A 20,080-nucleotide genomic window follows, 5' to 3' on the forward strand; every position below is an offset into this window, starting at 1 on the left:
AAACATAATTCGCCTACCCTTATTATAGTTCCAATTATACCAAAAATAAACAAATTTGAAGAGGTCTTTAGTAGGATATTAGCTAAAATTGTAAGAAAAGCGTAAAAGGCTGAGTCGGCGAACTTCGGATTTCAGCCCCCCTGCCGTCCGCAGACTTACATCTATTAAACGTTTTTTGGAGCGAACAAACATTTTGGAATATTCAAACGAATACAAAAACCGTTATAATGCTACTAAGATTAGATGAGCTGAGCGAAGAAAGGTGAGACGAGATGGATGTGAGGATTGAACGGGCGCTTACGACCGATGCGGAGGAAATTTTAGCTCTGCAAAAACTGGCTTACCGGAGCGAAGCCGAGCTTTATTGCAACTACGGGATCGAACCTCTTGTTCAAACGATTGAACAATTGAAGCTTCAATTCCAAAACCACACCGTGCTGAAAGCGGTCAGCGATGGAAGCATCGTCGGCTCGGTCAGAGCTTATGCCAACGACGGGACTTGTTTCATCGGCAAACTGATCGTACACCCCGGCTATCAGAGCAGAGGGATCGGCACGACCTTGATGAACGCAATCGAAACCTTCCGCCCTGCGGGCAGATACGAACTGTTCACCGGCAGCAAGAGCGAGACCAATATTCGCTTGTACCACCGGCTAGGGTACCGGATTTTTAAATACGAGACCGTCGAGCCGGATTGGGGTCTGGTGTTCTTGGAAAAAAACAGAGAAATCCAGCCTCTGTGAACCTCTCGACAATGAATGGACGAGCTGCTCCATTTACGGACACTCCAATATCCCGAACCTGCACAAAACCCGGCATCCATAGAAGCGATATGGACGTCCGGGTTTTATTCGTGCCGGATTCAGCATATTACGAAGGGCCGTCGTACTCTAAAGCCGCTTTGAGCTCATTCCGCCTTTCAGCCGCCTCCCGTGCGCTCTCCAGCTCGAGATCGGACAGCGTTACCTGATCCGCTTCCCGGATGTATCTGGCGGCCAGATCGAGCTCGTCCATCCCGAAGGCGATATCGGCACGCAGGACGTACGCTTTGAAACGCAGCACCGCCCCGGCGTCCTCCCCTTTCGATATCGCCAGATCCAGTACTCTGGCGGCACTGGCAGGTTCGTCCTTGGCATACGCGAGCCGATAGGCGGTCTCGAACGCATTTTCATAACTTGACCGTTGCGCCTTATCAGAGGGGGTACTTCCCGCCGGCTCGACTGGAGGGTGCTTCTGGCCGATCAATAAGCGGTTGCCCGCAGGATCGATCAGATTGAATCTTCGGTCTTCCGCCAGATTATTAACTTTGGTCATTCTCGGAAACCCTTTCGAGGGGATTTTCCGGTACGTCCGCTTCCAATTTTCGTAAAATTGGTTGTACACGGCATCGACGTCCGGAACGCTCACATAACACATGCTGTAGGAATCGGACGGATTGAGTTGCTTCAGCACGAAAAAATGAAGCTCCACGATCGGGTGGCCGTTGATGCAAATGCCAAGATCGGCAGGCGAGGCTTCCTTGTGTTCCCGCTCCCTTCTAACGAAAAGCTGTCAACAGGTTTAATGCTCATCCGCAAGTCTAATAAAAAGGCCCGAAGGAAGCCGCGAGCGTTCATTCCCGGATGCAGGTATGTCCTGCGCAGGAGAAGGGGCTCCGATGAGTGGGATGAAATGTCCGGGCAGCTCCCATAACGGTTCAGGCTCAGCAATCCCATGCAAAATTTTTTTTTAAAAAAATGTTCGCGAGATGTCGATTAAGCTGTTTGCCGTTCGTCGTCCTAGTAAAAGCACACGATTCCGGCCGGAACGTCCTGACGTTCCACGGCACGTACATAAGGAGGATTTTATGAACATCGCGTATTCAAAAGACGGCACAACTATTGCGTATGACAAAGCAGGGCACGGACCACCCCTCATCCTGGTGGACGGCGCGCTTTGCAGCCGGGAAAGCGGCCCGAACGGGCCTCTGGCCGCCTTGCTGCAGCAGCATTTTACCGTGTTCACCTACGACCGCAGAGGACGCGGCGGCAGCGGGGACACTCTCCCGTACGAGATCGGGCGCGAGATCGAAGACCTCGCGGCCTTGATCGGGGAAGCCGGCGGCTCGGCTTACGTCTACGGCATTTCCTCGGGGGCGGCTCTTGCTCTCGAAGCGGCTAGGCGGCTCCCATCCATCCGGAAGCTGGCTCTGTATGAAGCGCCGTTCGTCATCGATAACAGCCGCAAGCCGGTGCCGGAAAACTATTTGGAGCAGATGGAAGGTTATCTGGCGGCTGGACGCCGCAGTGCAGCGGTTAAGCACTTTATGCGCAAAGGAGTCGGCCTGCCCGCTCCCGTCGTTGCGATGATGCCCCTTATGCCCGCCTGGTCGAAGCTGAAAGCCGTCGCTCACACGCTGCCCTACGACACTCTTCTGACCGTTAACCATCAGAGAGGCAGCGCTTCTACGCTGGACCGGTGGTCTTCCGTAACCGTGCCCACTCTCGTGGCAGTCGGCGGCAAAAGCCCGGCCTGGATGCGCAACGCGATGCAATCGCTTAGGGACGCTCTCCCCCATGCCAAGCTCGAAACGCTGGAAGGCCAGACGCATATCGTAAAGCCGGACGCTCTCGCCCCGGTGCTGGCACGTTATTTTGCGGACTAAGGCCGCTTATCCCAGAACCGGTTCAACCCTAATCCATCTTGCAGATATTTTAAAAGGAGGCAATGTAAAATGAAATTTCCTGCTGTAATTCTGGCCAGCAAAAGGACGGCGACAGGGATTCAAGTACCGGACGAGGTCGTCGCAGCTCTCGGCTCCAGTAAACGGCCGCCCGTACGCGTCACGATTCAGGGGTACACGTACCGCACCACTGTAGCTTCTATGGGCGGGGTCTTCATGATCCCGCTCAGCGCGGAGCATCGGTCTGGAGCCGGTGTCGCGGCGGGTGACGAAGTGACGGTTGAGATCGAGCTCGATACCGAAGTCCGCGAGCTAGCCGTGCCGGAGGATGTGCTGGCTGCGATTGAACGCGATCCGGGTGCCAAGTCATTTTTCGACGGTCTGTCCTATAGCAATAAGCGAAGGCTCATACTCCCGATCGAGGGGGCCAAGACTGTTGAAACGAGACAGCGGCGCATCGAAAAAACGTTAAGCCTGTTAAGAGAAGGACGCATTCAGTAGACCGGGAGAGACTGGCCTTCGAACCTCTATTCTGCCTTCTGCCAATCGTTGCAGAGGCGAAATAGAGGTTCGCCCTTTACAATTACGATGTATCGGCTATAATTTAATTAGAATTCTAACTATATGAGGTGCATACGGATGAACGGAAGCGGACATGAGGCCTGGCAGTGGGAGAACGGACCGATCGGCCGCCTGGTGAAGACAGGCTATATTACGCTGCGCAGAGAAATGGAGGAGCTGCTCGCACCGGTCGGGTTAACCCATACGCAGTGGAGCGCGTTAAGCGTCATCCGCCATTATCCGGGCATCACGCCGTCTCAATTGGAGCCGATTCTCATGATCGAACGGCCCAGCGTCACCAGCCTGATGAACGGACTGGAGGGCAAAGGCTGCATTATCCGCAAGGATCATCCGTCGGACGGCCGCTCCAAGCAAATCTTTTTGACGGACACCGGGCGGAAGATGGCGGAGGATACGCAGCATTTCACCGCCATTCTGGAGGAACGGGTTAAGGAAGGGATGACCGCTTCCGAATTCGAAACCTTAAAAGCGCTCCTGATCAAAATGGTCGGTTTATTCGAAAAGGAATGACGGCCGTTTATTAGCCCATATAGTTAGAATTCTAATTATATATCTTGGGTTCATGATTCATTCATATCCAGGCAAAGGAGAAGGATCATTGATGACGGAATACCCCCAAGCAGGAGTCCCGGATTCAGGCTGGCAAGGCGTCCATCATATCGCCTTGGTCACCCCGGATTTGGAAGCTACCGTTACGTTTTATGAGAATGTGTTGGGTATGCAAGCGACCCCGGTTTATCCGGCAACCGCGCAGCGCGGCAGGCATTGTTTCGTGAAGCCGGGAGACACGGAATGCTGGGGCATTCATTTCTTCGAATACCCGGACGCCCGGATATTCGAAAGCGCCGATGCCCTGAGACGTCTATCGGCCAATCCGCAGGCGGCGGACCTGTACCGGTTTTTGCCCGGGGCGCTTCAGCATATTGCCTTTGCTGTGAGATCCGAACAAGACGGACTCGCTCTCCGCAGAAAATTGGCCAGCCACGGTGTCGTGATGACGGACATATACGATCAGGGCCGTTTACGCAATTTTATTTTTATCGATAACAACGGGATTCAGTTGGAAGCCGCATGGCCCAAGCCGTAAATCAATCATAGCGGCAGCAGATGCGGTGCGTTACGCCCAGCCTTTCGCCCCATGCTGCTGATCCCCGCGCAGTGCCGCCTCCTGCTGACTGCCCGGTATATGGGAGGCGGCGCTCCTTTCCCGAAGGGCGCCGCCTGCGTCCGATCCCATTTTACCGGCTAAGCCAAACGCCTACAGTCCCTTGCCTCCGATCGGGCGCACCGGTACGCCGCTAACCCCGGCGATCAAAGGCCGACAGCGCTGGATGACCGCCAGCACCCTCTCATTTTTCAAGGACGCGGCATGCGCCTCGGCATTCTCCCACAGCTCCATAATCCATAACACGTCCGGATCGTCGACCGATTCGTTGATGATGTAGAAGATGCAGCCCTCCATTCCCTCCAGCGTGTCTGCGGATTCCAGCATCAGCTTGGCCAGCTCGTCGCGTTTGCCCGGGTGTGCCTTCAATTGGCCGAACATCGTATATTTACTCATCCTAATCTCCCTTTTCTTGTTCGAGTTTGGCTAACATCGCCTCGTAATGCGCGGTTACTTTCGCCCCGGCTTCCGCCATTTTCCGCACGAGCAGCTCCGATCCGATCGAAAGCGCCGTCCCGTACGGCATCAGGAAATAGGGCACATATGTCAATAAAGTCGAACGTTCCAGCAGAAATACGGCCTCCTCCGGCCGCCGCTCCGTCAGCGCGTGCCCGAACAGCCAGTGGCGGCACAATTCGTTCAGCACCTGCTCCTGAGCGGAGATCCGCACCGTTTCCAGCTCCGCGGCCCCTTGCGAACCCGGAAGCAGATTGCCGAGCAGAAAGTCCTTCGCTGAAAAGCCTTCCGGACGTTCAAACCTCGCCTCGGTCTCGCCCAGCCGGACAATCCGGTCCACACGAAAGCTCCGCAGCTCCCCCCGGTACGCGCAATGGCCGACCGTATACCAGCTTCCTTTCCAGTACACGATGCCGTACGGGTCGAACCGCCGCTTGGAGGAGCCCTCCCCTCTGCCCCGGTCGTATTCCATCTCCAGCGTTCGTCCCTGACCGGTCGCCTCCTCGAGCACTTGCAGCAACGCCCGATGCTTGCCGTCGATAGGCGGATAAATGACCGATAAGCCGCCGCTGTGCCGCTCCAGCTCGTCCAGCTGCTTCTCATTCGCGTATCGTCTCAGCTTGTCCATCGCCCTCTCCAGCGCTTCCGAATGCGGATACCCCGCTTCCCTGGCGAACACGGAGGCGTGGATCAGCCCCTTCTGCTCTTCCGGATCGAAGACGAGCGGGGAATCGGCGAACCGGCTCAAGATGCGGTACCCTCCGTTCGGGCCCGAATCGGCGACGATCGGCACCCCGCTCGCACACAACGAGTCGATGCAGCGGTAGACGGTCCGCACGTGAATCTCCAGCTCCTCCGCCAACTGCTTGGCGGTCATCCGCTTGCCGCTGCGCAGCATCCAGAGGATCGATAACATATTGTCCGCTTTGGTCATTCTCCAAACCCTCTTTCCCGGAATCCGGCCGGCTCGACCTCCCCGAAACTACCTATTACTCCAGCGGCTTCATCCCTTGGTCGATCCAATATTCGTAGGTCGGACCGTAGATGTCGGGAGCCCGGAGTCCGGCTTGTCGCATCAACACCGTCATCTGCCCCCGATGGTGAGCTTGATGCATCAGTGTAAAGTGCATGGAATCGCCATTCCGCCATTCTTCCCCCATAATCATGACCGTCCCGTCGAGATGATCGTCGCTCCACTGTGTCTTCACCGCCTGCAATACAGCCGCGCTGATACGCCGATATTCTGCGGCGATCTCGCCGGCCGATTCCGGAGCCTGTTCTCTCTGTGCCACTCCTTCGAAATCGAGGCCGAGCGCGGACATATAACCCGCCGATGTGGCCAGATGCCACGCCAATCCGCCCAGCGTCCGCCGCCCGGAGACGACCGGCTGCCGCAAAGACTCGTCGGTTAATACGCTCAGCACCCGTTCGGTCCGCTCCGCCTCCTTCTCCCATTCCTTCGCAAAATCCGCTATCGTCGTATACATAACCGTTCCTCCCGGATGTTTTTTTACTCTCGAATGGAGTATACTACTCGATCCCTGACAGAAACGGTCAGTGATTTTGCACGACGATCAATTTTTTTTAAGGCGACCACTTAATTGCGGCCTTCCGGATTCCTTGTTTTGCGATAAGCTTGGGGGTGATGCCCTCCTGCCTTTTGAACATACAGCTGAAATACGACATACGGTTGAATCCGACCTCTTTGAACCATATCTGCAAACGACCAGTCCTCTGCCGATTCTCCAAACCAAAACTTATGCTAATCTTTTGTCTCGGTACTTTCAGCTTAACCATGAAGGATATTCAGTTCAACATATATTGCAAAAGCACCTGTTGCCGGACATATCCACACTTTATCTTGACAAAGTAAATTAACTTGAGTTAATTTATTTATTAGAGTTAATCTTTTGGGGGCGAACGAGATTCCACATGCGGATATTCCTTTAAGAGAACTGAAGAAGGCGCGAAGCAAAATAGCGTTGTACGAAGCTGCTTTGTCGCTTCTAGGCGATAAGATGTTCAGGGACGTGATGCTTGACGATATATGCCGGAGGGCGGAAGTGTCCCGGGTGACGTTTTTCAAGTTTTTTCAAAGCAAGGACGATCTCCTCCTGTATTTTATGCGGGTATGGCTGACCGAAAGGATCATCGAGATCGAGGAGGAGCGCAAACGCGGGTTCGGGGCCATCCGGCATCTGCTCCATCATGTCGCCGAACGGTCCAGACACCAGGCCGGGCTCGTCCCGAGTCTGATCGCTTTTCTGGCGGAGAAAAACATGCATCCGTGCATGCCGGAGCTGAGCCAGGCCGAGGTGCGGCTGCTGTTTCCCGGCCATGAGCGCCAGGGCGCGGTCAGCCCCGATATGTTCGAGCTGTTTCGCCGGTGCATGACGGAAGCGAGCGCCGACGGGACGCTGAGACCGGAGATTACGGCGGAATTTGCGGTGAAAGGATTGTTCACCATCTTTTACGGAGCTTTTCTGACCGCCCAATTGTATGCTTCCACCGATATAGCCGGCCTATATGAAGCCCATCTTCAACTGTTGGAGAACAGGTAAAGGAGCGATGCGCGCGTGAGCATAGTTAAACCAGGCCGGTACACGGCCCATATGGAAGGGTCCTTCGTGGTGTTTATAATCGGGATGCGGATTAACAAGCTGTGGGCGGTACACAAATGGCTGCCGGTAGTAAAGGCCATGAACCCGATGATGCAGGAGCTGTACCGGAATAAAGAGCTGGGCTTTCTGGACGCGAGCTTCCATCTGTCGTGGCGCGGAGTGTCCGTCGTTCAATATTGGCGGTCGTTCGAGCAATTGGAGGACTATGCGCGGAAAGGGGCGATCCACCTGGAAGCGTGGCGTAACTTTAATCAAAAGGTCGGGACGAGCGGCGGCGTCGGGATTTACCACGAAACGTATCTGATCCAGGAAGGACAGTACGAGTGTCTGTACAACAACATGCCCGTATCCGGCTTAGCCAAGGCGGGAGCCCACGTTCCGGCCACCGGCAAGCGCGAGACTGCAAGCAGAAGACTGGGCCGCGACAGCGAGCCGGCTGTCCCTTCGCCTGCTAATCCGGGGTAAGCCAAGTGAAGCCGGGGCTCCGCCCCTGTGCCTGCATACGCGCAAAGGTCCAGAAAGATACGCCCCGTTCGAATACTCCGGACGATCGCCGGCACTTGCGCCGAGCGGGAGGATGCGGCCGGACGCCGTCATGCAGCGAAGCACCGGTGCGCTGAGGGCTGCGCGCAGTACGATGCCGCGCGGCCGACAACTTGGCGAGCGCAGCGGCGCCGCCCTTATGCGATTTGTCCCGCCAAATCCTCCAGATCCTGCAGCAAATCGGGAATCCACTCCTCCGAACCCGGAATGGAATCGGTCCCTCCGCACCCCAGCCATCTTAATGTCTTGACGAGCCAGCAGATCCCGCCTATATTCAGTTGCCAGTGCAGCTGCTCCAGGGACAGATCCGGACCGGCTTCTCCGAGAAATGCCGTTACTACCTCCTCTTTCGATACGCCGTACCGATTGCGAGCTTCTCCGATCCAACAATACAAGTCTCCCAGATGGGGGCTCAAATAGGCGATAGACCAATCGATCGGCAGGATGTTGTTTCCCTGAATCAGCAGGTTTTTAGCGTGATAATCGTGATGGACGATCGTAATAGGAACTGTGCGGTAAAGCCTATCAAGTTCAGCAGGGAGCTTATTTTGCAGCAAGATAAGAACCTTGTCGCCGGAGAAACGGGGCAGCCCCAGCAGATCGTCCAGCAGCTTCAGAATCTTCGCAGCCGATATCGTATAAGCGTTGACGATCTCGCCGGAAAGCTTCGATCCCAGATTATCCGCCGCAGTCCGCCGCAGTCTGGCTAGTTCTCTTGCCGCTTCCAGAACATGATCCCGGCTGGGCTGCTGCTCCAAGTTATGCAGGCCGGCATCCTCCATCACCATAACGGCGCTGCTCTCCAGCTCATAATAACCGAACAAGTAGGGAGCTTTGATTTGCAAAGGATTCACCAGTTGCTTATAAATAGAGGCTTCCCGGGCCATTTCTTGACCGCCCCATTTGATAATGCGGGTTGCTCCAGTATTTAACGTTACCCGGTATACTTCGGAAAGCGACCACTGTCTCAATAGTGACCATTCAGTCACATCACCCAGCTGCGGTATTCTCGAGCGATAGGCAGAGAGACGTTCTGGAATCATAGGATGATCTCCTCCCGTAACTTAGGTTAAGAGTACAAGAAAATATTTACACATATACCCAGTAAAGTATAGACTTATATTTCCTTTCCGATATGATGTTGAATGAAGTCTGGAGTGAAATGGATCGATCAGATTCTGGCGAAGCGGGTTTCGGACCAAATAAAGCTGCAAACCATCCTTATTCGTCCTCCCCCTACATTTTACGATTTATGGTGCCATCCTTCGAACCGGTTTTCCCCGTAAAAAGGACCTCGGTCCCCGTAATACAGCGGGAGCTGAGGTCCTTTCGTTTGAAAAGCGGGGCGTTCCCATGGCATACGAGCATTTCTCGGACAGCCCCGCCCCCCTTCATCACTTTGCGTTACTTCTAACCAATGCTCACCGTCACCGGACCCAGCAAGCCCGACGGAAGCGAAACGCGATTGTACGCATTTGCCAAGCTGTTCGTTACGCGTATGCGCAGCGTGTTCACCCCGGGACGGACGAGGCCGGAAATGTCCGCGTAACGGTATGGCTTCCAAAACCGGACGCCGGCAAATGTTCCGTTCACGTCCACCTCCGCCATCTCGTGCACATCGCCCAGATCGAGCCGGATCACCCGCTTGCCGCCCGCATCATCCGGCTCCAGCCGGAATTCACTCTCGTAGACGACCGCCCCGGAGAAATGCTCCATCCCGCTCCACTCCGTCCAAGAGACGAGAGGACTGGAGCCGGGTGCGGATATGGATACCTCTCCGCCGGAACCGACAGATCCGGCTTCGGAAGCGGCCGCCTCGGGCCTTGCGCCTACCTGCTGGAGCGTGGCCGCGCCTTGCGCGGATGCGACGCTCGCCTCCAGGTCTCGGCCCTCCAGCTCTACCCGAATGTCCCAGCCGCCGTCGATGCGGATCGTACGTTCCTGCATCGGCGCTTGCTCCGGGAACGGGGCAGCCGTCGGCATGACCAGCCCGGCTTCTTCGCCTAGCCGTACCGGCAGACGCGACGCAGCGGCGCAGTAGATCACGCTGGCTCGCCTCTCGAGCGTGACCGGCACACGGACGCCGCCAAGTCCAAGTGTAGAGCCGTCCGGCTCAAGCACGCCTTGCGCGCTGGTCGTCCCCTCCCAAGCGTCCCACCGCTCGACGTATCCGTTCGTGTCCAGCTGTGCGGTTCCCGCATAGGCGGACTCTCCTTCATTAACGAACAGATAGAAGGTGAGCCCGCCTTTTCGGACCACGCTCACGCGAATGTCCGACGCGGCCGGATGCAGCTTCACCGAACGGAGACGACGCGCATCCAGAATCTCCGGCAGCTCCGAAATGGATACATCCGCAGTATTATCCAGCTCCCCGATCCGGCCCCGGCCCGCACCGGAGCGCTCATCCGACGCTTCGTCCCGGATCGTCACGACGATCCCCCCTGTCTGCGCGAATGCCCGCAATCGCTCCCGCGTATCCTCCCGGTACCGTTCGGGCCGATCCACGATGATCACTGCATAGCTCTGGTCGGCAATAAGCGCCTGCCCGCCGCGGAATTCGCAGGAGGACACGAGCAGCTCCTCCTCCAGATAGTTGAACTCGATCTGATTCTCGTACAGAGGGACGGCCGGTTCCCAAGGGAGCCTGTCTTCCTCGCATAGTATCGCGACCTTCGCCTCGTTGACGCTATCCGTCATGAGCCAGCTCATTCGCCTCATGTAAGTGCTGAACAGCTCGTAGTGCGGCCACCAGATGCTGTTCGGGCCGACATCGGGCGGTCTCTCGTGCTTGCGTTCCTCCGCGATCGAGTAGTAGAACGCGTGCGGTGCAAGCAGATTAACTCCGCGGACGAACAACCAGTCCATGTACCATTTCATCTCGTCCGCAGTAAAATTCCATCCGATGTCGTCCTTGAAGCAGGCGCCGAAGCACTCGTTCAGGTTCCGCCTCCTCCCCCGGTGCCGGGCCGCGTCCGAGGAGCATTTGCCGAGGGTGCTGTGGGCTCCGGTCAGCGATTCGCCGCCGGGCTCGATGTAGCGCCAGACGATGTCCTGGCCGGGAAGCTGAAATGCCTCCAACAGGCCGATCTCGTCGCTATGGCCGGGATGTCCGGTCAACTGGATGCCGTGCTCGTCGCACCAGACCGACAGCGGCCGGTAGAAGCTCTCGGCGAGGCGCGCATTGACCGCCTTGCCGTAGGCGGCGCGGGCGCGTTCCGTCCCGCTTCCCGCCTCGAACCAAAGTGCCGGAAGCTGCTCCTCCTTGAAGCCGAACGGCCCCGCATAGTCGAGAAACCCGCTTGTCCACGGCTTCAGACCGGAACGGTGCGACCTGCCGAGTATATTAGGCTCGTCGGTGAACATCGCGATGACGGTATTCCCGAAGTAACGCTTCAGCTTGGCGTAATACGCCTCATGCGTCAGCCGGATAAATGACGCCGTAGCCTGCGGGTTCAGCAGATCCGCCGCCGCCGGGGCGCCCGGCTCCCCGTCGTCCTGTCCCCAGTAGACCCCTCTGATTTTACCTCCGGAATACGTCTCGACGAACTGCAGCATCGTCCATTCTCCGCCACCTTGCGGACGGAATGCCTGCGCCGCCAGCTCATCCTCGAATACGATCGCCGAGTCCGGATCGACACTGCCCTTGGCCGTCTTGCGCACCGCCTGCACCGATAGGAGCGTCTCCCCGTCCCCAAGCGGCGCCGCCCGCCACCCTGCCGAGCCGCACGGCTGCTCGATCATCCGCAGCCCCCGGCTCGCGTGGGCCGGATCGTCCCGGACGACCATTCCCATCGCAGATCCCGAAGGATACATCGCCTCATCGTACAGGATCACCTTCATGCCCAGCCGGTCCGCCTCAACTACCGCCGTTTCGACAAGCCCGAGGTAAATCTCGGACAAGTACGGGATCGATTCGGACAAGCCGAGCCGCGGGTGAATGACGAATCCCGCCACGCCTTTGCTGTAGAAATCGCGAATTTGCCGGACGATTTCCGCGTCATTCAAAGCATCGTTCCAGAACCAGAACGGCATCGGGGAAAACTCGTCATCCGGCCTGAGAAATTGCCGTCTCTCTCTCTCCAGTACAGTTTCGTCTCTATCCGCCATCATTGTATCGTCTCCTTGCCCGGATCTCGTGTTGCCCGGCGCGTTTGTCGGCCAGTCATGCATCGCGTACGGATTATTTCTTCATCGCACTCTGCAGCTCCGCGACCTTCTTATCCGTCAGAGCCGCCGTCTCACGCATAACCGTGTTGATATCTTTCTGCCCTTTGATTACGTCGGCGATTGCTGCCGAATAGATACGCTCCACCTCAAGCTCATAAACCGATCTGTACGGGATGGGAGCCAGCTTGTTAAAGTATACGCCTTTCCAGTTTTTCCCTTTAAACTGGCTTTCCTGGCCGAACGCCGCTTTAACCGACTCCTCCTTCAGCACCGACATAACGCCTTTCTTGGAATTGGCCGTCTGGACTTCCAGCGAAGTCAGATATTTGATCACTTCCATAGCAGCGTCCTTGTTTTTGGCCATCGACGTAATGCTCATACTTACCGCGGCCGCCTGTCCTCCGACTCCGTTCAGCTCCTTGAAGGTCGGGAAGGCGACCATATCCCAGTTGATCTTCTCCAGCTCCTTCGGCACGGCGATCGGGAATTCCGAATGGAAGTGAAGCATCGCGACATCTTTCGTGTTTGTAAATCCGATCCGGTTCGGCAAAGCGTTTTTCGCCTGCACCTGGCTTTTCAGCGCGTTCTCCGAATCCGTATCGAGGAAGACGGTCTGGATCATCTTCTTCCACGTTTCCCGCTCGAACGTCGATTTCCCGGTCTTCTCGTCCAGATACGGCTCCGAGAACGGGTTCAGCTTCAGCGAGAACGACTGCGAGCCGACGAAGCCGAAATATTGGACGCCTCCGTCTTTACGCGTAAGCTTCTGAGACATCGCTTTCATCTCATCCCAAGTCATCCCGTCCTTGGGATAAGGGACGCCGAATTTATCGAAAATCTCTTTGTTGTAAAACACCATCGGCACTTGCAGGCTGGTCGGCAGCATGTACAGCTTCCCGTTACCGGCTCTGCGGATTCCGTCGATCACCGAAGGCTCGAATGCCGCCAGAGCGACCCCGTGCTTTTTCGCAAGCTCCGTCATATCGTACTGGATGCCATAGTTCAGCAGCGGCTCCAGCACGTAATCGAACACGTTGTAAATGATGTCGACGCGATCGCCTGCGGCAATAATCTCCGGAATCATCGCACCTTTTTCCGCACGCGTATACTTGATCGTATACTCCGGAAATTTCGCCCGCAGCGTGTCGCCGAACTTCCCGTTAAAGCTTTCCTCCGCCTCGCCCGAATTGCTGTAGAAAATCAGCTCGACCGGCTCCGCCGGCTTCTTCGGAGTCTCCTCCGGCTTGGCGCCGGGCGCCGGCTCCGCTCCGCCGCCTCCATTCGCGCATCCCGCCAGCAGCGAGCCGAACAGCGCCGGAAGCAGCGTCCAATAAGTAACTTTTTTCATCGTATAGCCCCTTTGTCCCGAATATTGGATGAATCCCGATTTCATACGTCAACGTCTGCCTACCGACAAGTCAAACCTTCGCAGGCCAACCGCCTCCTCCTTTCCTCCGCTTCGATGCGAGCCGTCCGATACGGCATGCCCGTGTAACTCTAACTATATCGCCGCCCCTCCCGCGGCTCCATGGCCGCTCCGGACTTTTACTTTGCCGATTCGGTCATTTCTTGCCAAAAGAAAAAGACGCCCGAAACCGCAGGCGTCCTCTTGCATGATTCATTTGTATATCGGCAGACGCCGGTTTGCAGCCTCCCGGCACGGCCCGCCGGCCTATCCGTTAAATATACGGAGCAGTCCCGGCCAGATGTGCTGACGAACCCCGCAATGCGGGCAGTCCGTATCGCCCGCCAGCTCGGGGAGGTGGTGCAGCATCGTAGCATCCCCGACAAGCTCCGCCTGCCGATACAGCACCCGAAAGCCGCCATCCTCCATCGTCTCCGGCTCTCTTCTCTCGATCCGGCTGCCCGGCTGATCGGGCTCGTTTACCGGATCGTCCTTGTACACGATTAATGTCTCGCACTCGGGCTCCTCCGGCCACAGGTACACATCTTCGCCGCATTCCGAACAGCCGAACACATACTCATCGCCGCCCGTGAACGTAAGCAGCATGCAAGCCGCGGCCTTTGAACCCGCATAGGCGGCAGCGGCAGCCAAGAAATAACGTTTCTCCGATTCCGGCTGCGTCCGCACATAAGCTGTCAGCGATGGTCCTATGGCCGCCAGCTCGGCTACCGCTTTCCGGTAGGAACGGTAGATGTCTCGAGCCGTTTCGGGTGAGACCTGAATCCCGTCTCTGGCATATTCAGCCGCAACCTCGTTTTCCGGTCCGTTCCCATTATTCGCCTCGAAGATACCGCATTGGATATAAATGTCCAGCTTCGTCTCCGGATTATCGGTATTGTGCGCAAGCACGGCCAAATAAGGAACGGCGGCGTATGTGCAGCTGTACAGCGTATTTTGGTGATACAGATGTTCCCAGATCAACTTGTCTTTGTCCTCGGCATCGTATTGCTCCTGCAGCCGGGTGAGCAGGAGGGGAACCTCCTCGGACGATCCGTACGGACCGCGCAGCTCGCGCCATAGCGGATCGGATAGCGGCAGCATGGCTTCAGCCTCTTTTCTGTATGTAGTCGGTTAGCAACCTATCCCAATTATACTCCGGGAGGAGAGCGGCGTAACTCCGACGCAAACCCTATTTTTAGGGGAAAATGGGGCCGCTCCCTCCTCTTCCGCCCGCCCAGGAGCATCAGCGGCTCTGTTCCCGGTATTTGCCCGGCGGGCAGCCGACCTCCCGGGTGAAGGTCCGGCTGAACGAGGCAGCATCTTCATAGCCGACAAGCTCGGCGATCTGATTGATCTTCTCGTCCGTCTCGACGAGCAGACGCTTCGCTCGTTCCATACGGATTCGCTGAACGTACCCGATCACGCTCGTCCCGAGGTGGCGGTTGAACTGCCGGTTCAATTGCCGGACGCCGATGTAGAACAGCTCGGACAGCAGCGGCAGCGTAATTTTCTGATCGTAATGCCGCTCGACGTAACCGCACACCCGGCGAACAAGCAGCTCGCTGGAACTGGGCATGCCGATGTTCGTATTCCGTTCGTTGTAATACCGGGACAGCAGGATGAACAGCTCGGTCATCCTCAGCTGGACCAGCGCCTGATATCCGGGTTTCTGCTGCTGCATCTCCTGGTGCAGCTCCTCGAGAATTCCCTTCGTCTTATCCGCCGTCTCGCCGCGCAGCTTCAGCTTGTGGTAAAACCGGGCGTCCCCGTTCAGGAACGGCTGAACGTAGAAGAAATCGAGCGCGTCTGACAGACTCAGCTCGCGCAGCAAGTACATCGGAATGAAGCCGGGCTCGAACAAACAGTTAATGACCTGAATGCTCTGCCCCGCTCCCACCATATAACCATGTTTCTCCCCGGGGTTGATGATGAACACATCCCCCTCCCCGATCTCGTAGGAGATGTCCTGAAACAGGTGGGTTGCCCGCCCCGAGGCGACGTAGATCAGTTCCACGAACTCGTGGATGTGCAGATGGGGCATATCGCGTTCATCGTGGCGGTTGCGCTGAATCCAGAAAGGAAAGTTGCGCGGATGCTTGTATTGGTTTAAAGATTTGATCAACATACGGACGGCACCCCGTTTCCGTTTGGTTGGTTGGATCGGCAAGCTGAGTTCGGCACCCCGGACAATCCTTTATGCAAGCGCCTTCACAAAATGTTGCAGGAGCAGGTATATAATCCCTTGCTTTCGACTATACGGAGAATTTACTGGATTTGTCAATCCATAGTCGCAACGCACAATACCGCGATGGTCCGCAATCCAATGCAAGCTAACGATCGTTCGCGCTACTCTCTTCTTCCCTTTTCGACTCGCCATAGAATCGAGTGCAGCCCAGCCTCTGCTTGTTTTCATTCGCTTCAAGACGAGGGTGTGTCGACCGAACGTGATCTGCGGAACATGACCGTTTCTGCAAAGCGAATGTCCATTATTTCCCTATACAAAGATCGGCCGGCCGTGGTACTTTGAGTTCGCTGGGAAAGAAACCGTTTTCTTCGCAACCGTACCTTGCGTACGACTGCCATTGGCGTACAGCGTGCCAAGCTTATTGCCGATCGGAAGTCACTGAACCGTAATTCGTGGATATAGAGGAGGCGCCTCAAGATGGATCGCAAAATGAGCAGAAGGGTATTGCTCGGCTCGGCGGGTGCGGCCGGGGCCGCCCTGATCGCGGGCAGCCTGCTGACCCTGGATCACGCCGACGCATCGGGCGACGATAAAATCAAAACCGTCAGCGACATCGCGGAGCTGCAAAGCTTAACCGCTGCGCACGAAGGGCAACAGATCGTTACCCGCGGCTATTACGCGGCAGGCGATGGCGGCGGAGCCGTCTACACCGTGGTCAGCACATCGGCTTACGCGGGCACGCCGGATCAGATCATCGATTTCCCTCTCGCCGCTTCGGGCAAAGTGGCGGTGATGAACGTTTCCGGCGGTATCCATATGAAGCAAGCGGGCGTTCAATCGGGAGTCGACTGCACCGCCAGAGTGAAGGCGGCCTATGCCAGAAACGCCGCGCATTATTATTACGAAGGCGATCTGGCCCCGCTCATCGATTGCGCCGATCCCGCTTATCCGGCCGGCAAGTTCGGCGGGGGAATTCAACCGCCCAGCAACAGCTATCATTGGTTCGACGGGCTCTTCAAATTTCAGGCGAAGCCTAACGGGTTAGCCGAGTACGTGCTGTTTAATCTGCAAGGACGCGAGCATGTGACGCTGGTGCGCCCGTGGATTGTCGGCGACGTGCAGACGCATACCGGGACGACGGGGGAGTGGGGATTCGGATATTATATCTCCAATGGCTCTAAGCACATTACGATTATCGAAGGCAAGGCGGAGAAGTTCTGGGGGGACGGGTATTACATCGGCAACAATTCGTCCGCCAGCTCCCTCCCGATTCCCGAGCACATTACGCTGCAGGACTGCATCGCCGATTCCAACCGGCGGCAGGGCCTGTCCGTCACGGCGGTGAAGCAAGGGAGAGTCGTCGGCGGCAGCTACAGCCGCACAGGCGCGATCTTGTCTACGCCTCCGGCTTACGGCATCGATATCGAGCCGAATGCGGTAGCGAGCGCTTATATCGATATTTCGTTAATCGATGTGCAGACGAGCCACAACCTTCGGGGAGGACTGCAACTCGTGCCCGGCTTCCTCTCGGGTCCGGCGGTCGCTGATCCGTTCTTCAACGTATATGTGGAAAACTACCGTTCCTTCGAGGACGGCCCCGTCGGCGCGCTCCGATTTGCCTATCCCGACTTGTCCAACGGCGGCATCCGGCTGAACCGGAAAATATTCGGGCAAATCGTCATCCGGAAAGCGACGATTCTCCATTCCAAACGAAAAGGAGTCGAATGGGCCCGGTGGATTCCGAATGCGCCGGAGGTGGTCGGCACCGATATTTCAGTCATCGATCCGAATATGGAGGGGATTACGAATCCGGCCAGCAACGGAGAACGGTCCGGCTTCTCGATCAACGTCACGGCGGATGATGTAAGCAAAGGCATGACGGGCCCGGGCGCGATTACCCTGATCCGCCCTCAAGCGATCGACAGGCGGACGGCCCCGAAGCTGTTCGCGGGATTCTGGATTCAGACGGCGGCGGGAGCTTCCGTGAGCCATTTGACCGTTCTCGATCCCCATATGCACAATGGCCTCGCGGCCCATCAAGGCTTTCTGAGAGTCAATCAGGCGGACAGCGTCACGCTGCAATTCGCCGGAGTTCGTCCCCGCTTCGAGCTCGATCAGAGTGTGACCTTAACGGACGGAGCGCTGGCCGGTGTAGAAATTTTCTTGCCCGCCTCTCAGACGGGCACCCTGGACGTTCATCTACCGGATGCCGGCAAGTCGTTGGGACTCGAATATGTAGTAGTCAACGGTTCGCAGGCAGGCGGTATCCTTAACCTCGTCGCGAGCGGAACGAATAACCTCAAGGAAAACGGGCTTCCCGGCGTCACTCAGCTGGCAGTCGGTCCCGGCGACTCTTATTGCCTGCGAGCGCTGGTTCCGGGTGTTTGGTCGGTGGGGGGATTGTAGGGCGAGCTGGGCAGGCAAGATGTAGAGAGACGGCCAGGATGAATTTCAGACTAAACACCCGCCTTTGGCTGGAAAGCTTGGGGTGGGTGTTTCTCATTTTTTCTCGTGGCTTCATTTATGTCATCCCCAGGTTGAAGAGCGTTGTCGTCCTGACGGCCAACTCCGACGCCGCGATCACCGACATGCAGGCGGCGACGAATCCTGTCATTAAAGACCCGGCTTGGATTCTGAGACGGTTTTTGATGGAGAGCACGGCTTCGGCGCTCTTTTAGATCATTAAGCATATTGACCTGCGCAGTCGACGAAACATATAATTTCCATATTAGTTACATATTTCAACAACAATAATTAATATCCCAACCCATGAAAGGATGGTGCTTGATGAAAAAGGGGTCCATACCGTTTCTATTCTTGGCGTTATTCATTATCGCCCTCCCCCATCCAGCCTTGACTTCCAATAGGCTGGAGATCACGTTGCTTCCCTTCAACCTAACCGCGGGTCCCAATAAAGCCCCCTTGCCGCTGGGCGGCCCTATTCTGAATTATGACGGAAAAGCATATGCGCCTGTCCGGGCATTGGTGGAAAGCATGGGCGGCCAAGTTTCCTATCAGGAGAATGAAAGAAACATCGAAATCCTGCACCCGATGCCCAGGAGCAAGAAATCCGCCGTAAGCTCCATCAAAAAGCAAGGGGACTTTACACTTTTCCTTCATTCCGGCAAACAATCATATGCACCTGATGAGGCTTTAGACATATGGGGAACTTTTATGTATTCGGGAGAACAAGAAGTTACGATCGGGCATGGCGCTCCGATCCTCATGTTTTACATAACCGACGCCGAGGGAAATATGTCCGGTGATTCTACCCAAGACTTTTTGAAAGAAGAGCCGATCGGCACCAATACCGTATTCACCTCTTCCCTATCGTGGAATGTTCTTATGAATATGAACTTTATGAAAAGCGGGGTTTCGGATCTCCATACCTTCCATGCGGCGAATCCGGAACCGTGGTTATTGGATAAAGGGGAGTATACGGTCGGAGTCGTATTCAGAAACCTGATAGATGGCGAACTCGTTACGATGGAAACGGAGATCGGAATTGAGGTGAAAGAGGGCGTGCAATGAATGCTCCAGGTACCTCTTTATGGAGATTTCATCCAACCGATGACCTTGCCTCTAATCGACTCTTTAAGATGGGGTCCGGAGAATCCGCTTCTCCACCATACATCGCTCGCGAGAAGAATTTGCCCTTGTAAGAGTACGATCGGCCGCTCCAGATTGAGAGCTTTGTCCGTTCCGTTAATAAATCCGTTGGTATAATATTCTTTGCCATAAAAGGTGTCGAGTACGCGATCATTGATGTAGATTTGACCTTTCTTCACCGTTACCGTTTCTCCGGGCAGAGCAACTACCCTGGAAACATCATACTCCGTTCTTTTTTTATTTGTAATCTCTTCTTCAGTGGCATCCGTTTTATAAGAAACGACATCGCCTCTAGAAATTTCCCGATTCTTATAGTAGTCAGGTTCGATCACTAAAATTGAATTTGCAGCGAACTGTTCCGAACGATACATGCCGTCATGTTGAATTAGATGTGTGATCTGATTTGGACCCCTTTGTTCAAGCAGCGGCAGTTCGTATTTTGTAACCTCGTCTATGATCGGCTTTTTGGTGTTGCAACCGGCTAAGATTACCATTGCAAACATAGCAATAAACAGACATTTTTTATTCATGATAACCTCCGGGGAATTATCCGTTATTGAAGTGAACGAAAACCATCTATAGCCTGTCGCTCTATCCTTCACTATATTAATATGTTACTAATAATACCAAATTGAGGTAATACGTCGTGTGACCGATTTTATTAGTCGCTTGGTGTCGAAATAGA

General features: G+C 55.8%; 20 protein-coding genes. 10 read left to right on the plus strand and 10 right to left on the minus strand.

The genetic code is table 11. The features are described from left to right. Positions 1-272 precede the first annotated feature (272 nt). Positions 273-743 carry a GNAT family N-acetyltransferase gene (locus tag PV433_RS16880; RefSeq protein ID WP_332073239.1) on the plus strand — a complete coding sequence of 157 codons (471 nt, stop codon included), beginning with the start codon at positions 273-275 and terminating at the stop codon, positions 741-743. 127 nt (positions 744-870) lie between these two features. Here PV433_RS16880 and PV433_RS16885 read toward each other — a convergent pair whose 3' ends face one another. Further along, on the minus strand, positions 871-1,452 hold the full coding sequence (locus PV433_RS16885; protein ID WP_332073240.1) for a hypothetical protein: 582 nt from the start codon (positions 1,450-1,452) through the stop codon (positions 871-873). A 394-nt stretch (positions 1,453-1,846) separates the two neighbouring features. On the opposite strand from PV433_RS16885, the gene PV433_RS16890 reads away from it, so the two are divergent. The 4 genes from PV433_RS16890 (at position 1,847) to PV433_RS16905 (ending at position 4,331) form a co-directional block, all read left to right on the plus strand. Then, entirely contained in the window at positions 1,847-2,644 is a 798-nt protein-coding gene (locus PV433_RS16890; protein WP_332073241.1) for an alpha/beta fold hydrolase, read from the plus strand. Between the two features lie 69 nt (positions 2,645-2,713). Beyond that, a complete protein-coding gene (locus PV433_RS16895) occupies positions 2,714-3,163 on the plus strand; it encodes a YdeI/OmpD-associated family protein (protein WP_332073242.1) in 450 nt (149 codons plus the stop codon). 138 nt (positions 3,164-3,301) lie between these two features. Further along, positions 3,302-3,754 carry a MarR family winged helix-turn-helix transcriptional regulator gene (locus PV433_RS16900; RefSeq protein WP_332073243.1) on the plus strand — a complete coding sequence of 151 codons (453 nt, stop codon included), beginning with the start codon at positions 3,302-3,304 and terminating at the stop codon, positions 3,752-3,754. 91 nt (positions 3,755-3,845) lie between these two features. Further along, positions 3,846-4,331 carry a VOC family protein gene (locus PV433_RS16905; RefSeq protein WP_332073244.1) on the plus strand — a complete coding sequence of 162 codons (486 nt, stop codon included), beginning with the start codon at positions 3,846-3,848 and terminating at the stop codon, positions 4,329-4,331. Positions 4,332-4,502: 171 nt separating this feature from the next. Here PV433_RS16905 and PV433_RS16910 read toward each other — a convergent pair whose 3' ends face one another. From PV433_RS16910 to PV433_RS16920, 3 genes are read right to left on the minus strand one after another with little or no spacing between them, the layout of a single operon-like run. Beyond that, positions 4,503-4,805 (minus strand): putative quinol monooxygenase, encoded by a 303-nt coding sequence (locus PV433_RS16910; RefSeq protein WP_190927324.1) that lies wholly within the window; start codon positions 4,803-4,805, stop codon positions 4,503-4,505. 1 nt (position 4,806) lies between these two features. Next, complete coding sequence (locus PV433_RS16915) at positions 4,807-5,799, minus strand: helix-turn-helix transcriptional regulator (RefSeq protein ID WP_332073245.1); 993 nt, start codon at positions 5,797-5,799, stop codon at positions 4,807-4,809. 55 nt (positions 5,800-5,854) lie between these two features. Continuing rightward, a complete protein-coding gene (locus tag PV433_RS16920) occupies positions 5,855-6,352 on the minus strand; it encodes a DinB family protein (protein ID WP_332073246.1) in 498 nt (165 codons plus the stop codon). A 423-nt stretch (positions 6,353-6,775) separates the two neighbouring features. Here PV433_RS16920 and PV433_RS16925 point away from each other — a divergent pair, with 423 nt between their 5' ends. Further along, a complete protein-coding gene (locus PV433_RS16925) occupies positions 6,776-7,426 on the plus strand; it encodes a TetR/AcrR family transcriptional regulator (RefSeq protein ID WP_332073247.1) in 651 nt (216 codons plus the stop codon). Positions 7,427-7,441: 15 nt separating this feature from the next. Further along, positions 7,442-7,951 carry a DUF4188 domain-containing protein gene (locus PV433_RS16930; RefSeq protein WP_332073248.1) on the plus strand — a complete coding sequence of 170 codons (510 nt, stop codon included), beginning with the start codon at positions 7,442-7,444 and terminating at the stop codon, positions 7,949-7,951. A gap of 215 nt (positions 7,952-8,166) precedes the next feature. On the opposite strand, the gene PV433_RS16935 is transcribed toward PV433_RS16930, so the two are convergent. The 5 genes from PV433_RS16935 to PV433_RS16955 all read right to left on the minus strand — a co-directional run bounded on the left by PV433_RS16935 (position 8,167) and on the right by PV433_RS16955 (position 15,726). Then, a complete protein-coding gene (locus PV433_RS16935) occupies positions 8,167-9,072 on the minus strand; it encodes a phosphotransferase (protein WP_332073249.1) in 906 nt (301 codons plus the stop codon). Between the two features lie 367 nt (positions 9,073-9,439). Further along, positions 9,440-12,139, minus strand: a complete 2,700-nt coding sequence (locus PV433_RS16940; RefSeq protein WP_332073250.1) for a glycosylhydrolase-like jelly roll fold domain-containing protein — start codon at positions 12,137-12,139, stop codon at positions 9,440-9,442. A gap of 70 nt (positions 12,140-12,209) precedes the next feature. After that, on the minus strand, positions 12,210-13,544 hold the full coding sequence (locus PV433_RS16945; protein WP_332073251.1) for an ABC transporter substrate-binding protein: 1,335 nt from the start codon (positions 13,542-13,544) through the stop codon (positions 12,210-12,212). A gap of 324 nt (positions 13,545-13,868) precedes the next feature. Beyond that, the gene (locus tag PV433_RS16950; protein WP_332073252.1) at positions 13,869-14,702 is read right to left on the minus strand and encodes a hypothetical protein; all 834 of its coding nucleotides are present in this window, start codon (positions 14,700-14,702) and stop codon (positions 13,869-13,871) included. Between the two features lie 142 nt (positions 14,703-14,844). Next, positions 14,845-15,726: an AraC family transcriptional regulator gene (locus PV433_RS16955; RefSeq protein ID WP_332073253.1), complete on the minus strand. Its 882-nt coding sequence runs from the start codon at positions 15,724-15,726 to the stop codon at positions 14,845-14,847. Positions 15,727-16,263: 537 nt separating this feature from the next. Here PV433_RS16955 and PV433_RS16960 point away from each other — a divergent pair. The 3 genes from PV433_RS16960 (at position 16,264) to PV433_RS16970 (ending at position 19,317) form a co-directional block, all read left to right on the plus strand. Then, entirely contained in the window at positions 16,264-18,192 is a 1,929-nt protein-coding gene (locus PV433_RS16960; protein WP_332073254.1) for a hypothetical protein, read from the plus strand. Between the two features lie 38 nt (positions 18,193-18,230). Then, positions 18,231-18,464 (plus strand): hypothetical protein, encoded by a 234-nt coding sequence (locus PV433_RS16965; RefSeq protein WP_332073255.1) that lies wholly within the window; start codon positions 18,231-18,233, stop codon positions 18,462-18,464. Positions 18,465-18,573: 109 nt separating this feature from the next. After that, complete coding sequence (locus tag PV433_RS16970; RefSeq protein ID WP_332073256.1) at positions 18,574-19,317, plus strand: hypothetical protein; 744 nt, start codon at positions 18,574-18,576, stop codon at positions 19,315-19,317. Between the two features lie 17 nt (positions 19,318-19,334). Here the strand turns inward: PV433_RS16970 and PV433_RS16975 are convergent, their stop codons facing one another. Next, positions 19,335-19,925, minus strand: a complete 591-nt coding sequence (locus PV433_RS16975) for a S26 family signal peptidase (protein ID WP_332073257.1) — start codon at positions 19,923-19,925, stop codon at positions 19,335-19,337. Positions 19,926-20,080: the final 155 nt, after the last annotated feature.

Origin of the sequence: Paenibacillus sp. GYB004 (genome assembly GCF_036577605.1) — a bacterium.
GTDB lineage: Bacteria > Bacillota > Bacilli > Paenibacillales > NBRC-103111 > Paenibacillus_AB > Paenibacillus_AB oceani.